Here is a 5,317-nt window from a genome sequence, read left to right on the forward strand (position 1 = left end):
GGCGTTTGAGGACGAGGCCGTTCAGGCCGATTGCGGGGGTCTGGGGGCGCAGCCCCCAGGGATGGGACGGGTAGGGGCGGCGGGGGCGAGGAAACCCCCAACGGTTCCCGTCCACCACCCCGCCCCCTCGCCGGCGCCACCGTGGCAGACGTGGGCGCCGGCACCGGAATATCGACCGCCGTCCTCCAGGCCCGCGGCGCCAAGGTGATCGCGATCGAACCCGGCGAGGGCATGGCGGCCCAGTTCCGCCGCACCCTCCCCGACACCCCCGTCGTACGGGGCAACGGCAACGCACTCCCGCTGGCCACCGCCTCCCTCGACTTCCTCACCTACGCCCAGTCCTGGCACTGGACGGACCCGGCCCACTCCCTCCCGGAGGCCATGCCCTGCGCCCGTCCGGCGTCCTGGCCCTCTGGTGGAACACCAGCGCCTACGACGTCCCCTGGCAGGCAGCCCAGGGCAGGCGCATAGAAGGGTTCATCGGCGGTGACGTCACCCGGCAACGAGGGTCCGGCCGCCTGGCCCGCATCGAGGAAGCCTTCGCCGGCGCCCCGCACATCCCGGACTGCACACGCCACGCAGTCCGCTGGAGCCGCACTGTCCCCCTCGACACCCACCTCGCCAACATCGGCAGCCACTCGGTCTTCCTGGTCCTCGGCGAGGAGCGCGCGAACACCTTCTTCACCGAGGAGCGCGAACACCTCCTGAAGACCTTCCCGAACGGCCTCGTCGAAGAGGTCCACGACGTCGTACTGATCGTCGCCACCCGCCCCTGAGCCCGCTGCCAACACCCCGCAACTCTCCGCAACCCCCTCCCAACGCGACCGCACCCGCACGACCCACGCACCGAATCCCTCCCAACTCCAGGCCCTCGCCAACCGCCCTCGCCAGCCGCCCTCGCCAGCCGCCGGCGTCAGCGCCCGCGTCCGCCGCCTTCGCCAACCGCCCTCGGTACTCGCCCGAGTGAATCGCCCGCGTCCGCCGCCCGCACGGACCGCCCGCGGTACTTGCCCGAGCGAACCGCCCTCGTACTCGCCCCAGTCAGCCGCGCCGACCCCCGCCCAGGCTTGACGTCAAAGTCCGCCAGGAGCATTATTCATCACGTGCTGAATAACTCACGTCGTTCATCCAACGCGTCCCGATCCAACCCGGATACCCCCTCAGTCCACGCCGCCGGCCTCACCGTCGTCCGCGGCACCCGCCAAGTACTCCGCGGACTCGACTTCGACGTCCCCCGCGGCCAGATCACGGGCCTGCTGGGCCCTTCAGGGTGCGGCAAATCCACCCTGATGAGGGCGATCGTCGGCACGCAGGCCAAGGTCACCGGCACCCTGGACGTCCTCGGTCGCCCGGCGGGCGACGCGACGATCCGCTCCCGCATCGGCTACGTCACCCAAGCTCCCTCCGTCTACGACGACCTGACCGTCCGCCAGAACCTCGACTACTTCGCCGCGGTCCTCGACCCCGGCCGCACGGCAGCCGACCGGCGCCATGAGAACGTCACCCGCGCCATCGCCGACGTGGACCTCACCTCCCACACCGACGCCCTCGCGGGCAACCTCTCCGGTGGCCAGCGCAGCCGCGTCTCCCTCGCCGTCGCCCTCCTCGGCACCCCGGAACTCCTCGTCCTGGACGAACCCACGGTCGGCCTGGACCCCGTACTCCGCCGCGACCTGTGGAACCTCTTCCACACCATCGCCGCCGACCGGGACGCCACCCTCCTCGTCTCCTCCCACGTCATGGACGAGGCCGAGCGCTGCCATCGCCTGCTCCTGATGCGTGAGGGCGAGATCCTCGCCGACGACACCCCGGACGCCCTGCGCGCCCAGACCGGCACCGACACCGTCGAGGCCGCCTTCCTCCGCCTGGTCGACGAGGCGATCGCGGCCGGCCACCAGCCCGCGACCGACGACCAGCCCCGCAAGGAGTCCGCCCGATGACCACGAACACCACGACACCTACAGGTACGGGCACGACCCCGAGCACGACACCGAAGCCGAGCGCGATCAACTTCGCCCGCACCACCGCCACCGCGACCCGGGTCCTGCGCCAGCTCCGCCACGACCCGCGCAGCATCGCGCTGATGATCCTCATCCCCTGCGTGATGCTCCTGCTGCTCCGCTATGTCTTCGACGGCAGCCCGCGCACCTTCGATTCCATCGGCGCCGCACTGCTCGGCATCTTCCCCCTCATCACGATGTTCCTGGTGACCTCCATCGCCACCCTCCGCGAACGCACCTCCGGCACTCTGGAACGCCTCCTCGCCATGCCCCTCGGCAAGGCCGACCTCATCGCCGGCTACGCCCTCGCCTTCGGGGTGCTCGCCATCGTCCAGTCAGCCCTCGCCACCGGTCTCGCCCTCTGGTTCCTGGGTCTGGACGTCACGGGCTCGGCCTGGCTGCTCCTTCTCGTGGCGCTTCTCGACGCTCTACTGGGCACGGCCCTTGGCCTCTTCGTCTCGGCCTTCGCATCCTCGGAATACCAGGCCGTCCAGTTCATGCCGGCCGTGATCTTCCCGCAGCTCCTCCTCTGCGGCCTCTTCACCCCGCGCCCCGACATGCACCCCGTCCTCGAAGGCATCTCCAACGTCCTCCCCATGTCGTACGCCGTCGACGGCATGAACGAAGTCCTCAAGCACACCGACGTCACCGCCAACTTCATCCGCGACGCCCTGATCGTCGCGGCCTGCGCCCTCATGGTCCTGGCCCTCGGCGCGGCGACCCTCCGCCGCCGCACCGCGTAGGTCCGGGCAGCCGTCAGTCATCGCGGGCCCGAAGGCGACCGCCCCGCCCGAAGGCGACCGCGTCCGCCCAGCGGACATCACGACCCACCCCACGCCCCCGGTGCGAGGATGGGCCTTGGACGACGCACCCTCGGAGGGCAACCGAACATGACCCAGAAAGTCGCAGTACTCGGCACCGGCAAGATCGGCGAGGCCCTGCTCAGCGGAATGATCCGGGCCGGCTGGACCCCCGCCGACCTCCTGGTCACGGCCCGCCGCCCGGAGCGCGCCAAGGAACTCCAGGAGCGCTACGGCGTCACCCCGGTCGGCAACCCCGAAGCGGCCAAGACCGCCGACACCCTGATCCTCACGGTCAAGCCGCAGGACATGGGCACCCTCATGGATGAACTCGCCCCGCACGTCCCCACCGACCGCCTGGTCATCAGCGGCGCCGCGGGTATCCCCACCTCCTTCTTCGAGGAGCGCCTCGCCCAGCGCACCCCTGTCGTCCGTGTCATGACGAACACGCCCGCCCTCGTCGACGAGGCCATGTCCGTCATCTCCGCCGGCAGCCACGCCACCGCAGAGCACCTCGCCCACGCCGAGGAGATCTTCGGTGCCGTCGGCAAGACACTCCGCGTCCCCGAGTCCCAGCAGGACGCCTGCACCGCACTCTCCGGCTCGGGACCGGCGTACTTCTTCTACCTGGTCGAGGCCATGACCGACGCCGGCATCCTGCTCGGCCTGCCCCGCGACAAGGCCCACGACCTCATCGTCCAGTCCGCGATCGGCGCCGCCGTGATGCTCCGCGACAGCGGTGAGCACCCCGTGAAGCTCCGCGAGAACGTCACGTCTCCCGCGGGCACCACGATCAGCGCCATCCGCGAACTCGAGAACCACGGCGTACGAGCCGCCCTCATCGCCGCCCTGGAGGCAGCCCGCGACCGCAGTCGCGAGCTGGCCTCCGGGAACAGCTAGAAGATCCGGGGCCGGGCCTCCCTCCGGCCCCACTCCTCTTCAAGCTGCCGGCAGCAAGCCGATCGCCCGGTATGCCGCGTCCACCCTCGGCCTCGCCATCTCTCTGGCCTTCTCCGCACCGTCCCGCAACACCCCCTCCACGTACGCAGGATCCGCGCACAACTCCTTGTGCCGCTGCTGTACGGGCCTGAGGAGCTCCACCACGGCCTCGGCGGTGTCCTTCTTCAAAGATCCGTACGTCTCATATACACCGGCCAGGGCCTCCGGGTTCCCACCCTCACAGGCCGAAAGAATCTCCAGCAGATTCGAGACCCCCGGCCGGGCCTCCCGGTCGTAGGCCACGTCCCGTCCGCTGTCGGTCACGGCCCGCATGACCTTCTTCCGGATCACCTCCGGCTCGTCGAGCAGATAGACGATCCCCGGCCCCACATCGTCGGACTTCCCCATCTTCGACGTGGGTTCCTGCAGGTTCATGACCCGGGCCGCCACCTCCGCACGCGTGGCCCGCGGCACCACGAAGCTCTGCCCGTACCGCTGGTTGAACCGCACGGCCAGATCCCGGGTCAGCTCCACATGCTGCGCCTGGTCGTCACCCACCGGCACCTCGTCGGTCCCGTACGCCAGGATGTCCGCCGCCATCAACACGGGATACGTCAGCAGCGACAGCCGCACACTCCCGCCCCGAGCACGCTCAGCCGCGGCCTTCTCCTTGTACTGGATCATCCGCCGCATCTCCCCGTCGGTGGCCACGCACTCGAGCAGATACGAGAGCCGCGCGTGCTCGTCCACCTGACTCTGTACGAAGACGGTGCACAGCTTCGGATCGAGCCCGGAGGCCAGCAGCAGCGTGGCCGCCTGCCGACTGAGCCTGCGTACCCGCCCGGGATCGTGGTCCACGGTCAGCGCGTGCAGGTCGACGATGCAGAACAGCGCGTCGGCCTCGTGCTGGTCCACCGCACTCCACCGCCGCATGGCCCCCAGGTAGTTCCCCAGTGTCAGATGCCCGGTCGGCTTGACCCCGCTGAAGACCCGCTTCATTCCTCTACCTCCTGGTCGAGACCGCCACCACCGCCGGCCGGGGCTCCAGGAGGGAGATACAAGAACGGCCGCCGAGGCGGCGGCCGTTGAGTACACGCGTATGTACGGCCGCCCTCAGGCGGCCCACCACAGTTGGGTGCACGCGTGCGTGGTCATGTCCCCGAGGGTACGCCTCCCGGGTGACTCCTGGCAGGGAGTTGACACGCCTTCGCCCCCTACGTAGTGTTCTCCGAGTTGTCCGACGTGAGCGCCGACTCCGGTTGGTCCCCGGACAGCCATTCCGCAACAAGCACGCAATGATCGACGACCTGTCGTCGGCTCGTTTTCATGCGCGTTTGCGAAATGAGGAATCCGCGTTCGAAAGAGCGTGACCCCGATTAGCTCGGGGGCCAGGATTCCGCTAAAGTCTCACTCGTCAGAACGGCCCAACAGCCGTGAAGACAGCCCGCTCCGACCGGGAATCGGGTCCGAAAGGATCTGCTAGAGTCGGAGTCGCCGGAAAGGGAAACGCGAAAGCGGGAACCTGGAAAGCACCGAGGAAATCGGATACGGAAACGGTCTGATAGAGTCGGAAACGCA

Annotated in this window: 4 protein-coding genes and 1 pseudogene; 4 read left to right on the forward strand and 1 reads right to left on the reverse strand. The window is 69.2% G+C overall.

All coding sequences use genetic code 11. From position 1 onward, the window contains the following. Nucleotides 1–120 precede the first annotated feature (120 nt). The 4 genes and pseudogenes from AB0I18_RS51535 to proC all read left to right on the forward strand — a co-directional run. Nucleotides 121–776: pseudogene (locus AB0I18_RS51535) on the forward strand (class I SAM-dependent methyltransferase); the annotation flags it as partial. 330 nt (nucleotides 777–1,106) lie between these two features. Continuing rightward, nucleotides 1,107–1,940, forward strand: coding sequence for an ABC transporter ATP-binding protein (locus AB0I18_RS51540; RefSeq protein ID WP_363112810.1), 834 nt, complete (start codon nucleotides 1,107–1,109; stop codon nucleotides 1,938–1,940). Then, nucleotides 1,937–2,743, forward strand: coding sequence for an ABC transporter permease (locus tag AB0I18_RS51545; RefSeq protein ID WP_363112807.1), 807 nt, complete (start codon nucleotides 1,937–1,939; stop codon nucleotides 2,741–2,743). Before AB0I18_RS51540 ends, AB0I18_RS51545 begins: the two co-directional genes overlap by 4 nt. Nucleotides 2,744–2,890: 147 nt before the next feature. After that, the gene (gene proC, locus AB0I18_RS51550; protein ID WP_363112808.1) at nucleotides 2,891–3,700 is read left to right on the forward strand and encodes a pyrroline-5-carboxylate reductase; all 810 of its coding nucleotides are present in this window, start codon (nucleotides 2,891–2,893) and stop codon (nucleotides 3,698–3,700) included. Nucleotides 3,701–3,739: 39 nt separating this feature from the next. Here proC and trpS read toward each other — a convergent pair whose 3' ends face one another. After that, nucleotides 3,740–4,738, reverse strand: a complete 999-nt coding sequence (gene trpS, locus AB0I18_RS51555) for a tryptophan--tRNA ligase (RefSeq protein WP_363112809.1) — start codon at nucleotides 4,736–4,738, stop codon at nucleotides 3,740–3,742. Between the last annotated feature and the right edge of the window lie 579 nt (nucleotides 4,739–5,317).

It is taken from the genome of Streptomyces sp. NPDC050704 (genome assembly GCF_040654355.1).
Classification (GTDB): domain Bacteria; phylum Actinomycetota; class Actinomycetes; order Streptomycetales; family Streptomycetaceae; genus Streptomyces.

Coding starts and splice junctions, on each gene's coding strand:
- trpS (WP_363112809.1), bottom strand. CDS start 4,738: ATGAAGCGGGTCTTCAGCGGGGTCAAGCCGACCGGGCATCTGACACTG.
- proC (WP_363112808.1), top strand. CDS start 2,891: ATGACCCAGAAAGTCGCAGTACTCGGCACCGGCAAGATCGGCGAGGCC.
- AB0I18_RS51545 (WP_363112807.1), top strand. CDS start 1,937: ATGACCACGAACACCACGACACCTACAGGTACGGGCACGACCCCGAGC.